General features: G+C 54.4%; 1 protein-coding gene. It reads left to right on the top strand.

Annotation, left to right across the window (positions count from 1 at the left end; all coding sequences use genetic code 11):
- Nucleotides 1–557, top strand: a 557-nt coding sequence (locus tag H5185_RS22395; RefSeq protein ID WP_220494524.1) for a hypothetical protein, incomplete at both ends; no start/stop codon positions are given.

Below are 557 nucleotides of genomic sequence, written 5' to 3'. Positions count from 1 at the left end.
AAGCATCGGGTAATCCGGTTCAAGCAACCCAGACGGCTCAAGCAACGCCGGCACCCGTTCAACCAGCGCAGCCAGCGCCACAAGCCCAAGCTGGTAATGCTGAGCAATCGGCCAAAACAGCAGAGTCAACAACTGAATTAGCAAAACCTGAGTTTGCCAATGCCACGGCGAATAATGGCGGCACACTTGCTGCAACGGCTGCGAATAACACCACTGAGGCACCTCAAAGCTTAGCGGGAACAACTACTGCAGGCACATCCGTTCAAGGTCAGGAACCATCGGTTACCCAAACAGCTGGTCAAACTCAAGCATCGGGTAATCCGGTTCAAGCAACCCAGACGGCTCAAGCAACGCCGGCACCCGTTCAACCAGCGCAGCCAGCGCCACAAGCCCAAGCTGGTAATGCTGAGCAATCGGCCAAAACAGCAGAGTCAACAACTGAATTAGCAAAACCTGAGTTTGCCAATGCCACGGCGAATAATGGCGGCACACTTGCTGCAACGGCTGCGAATAACACCACTGAGGCACCTCAAAGCTTAGCGGGAACAACTACTGCA

This window comes from Shewanella sp. SG44-6 (assembly GCF_014164185.1).
Classification (GTDB): domain Bacteria; phylum Pseudomonadota; class Gammaproteobacteria; order Enterobacterales; family Shewanellaceae; genus Shewanella; species Shewanella vesiculosa.
This window is presented reverse-complemented; position numbering and strand designations above follow the sequence as displayed.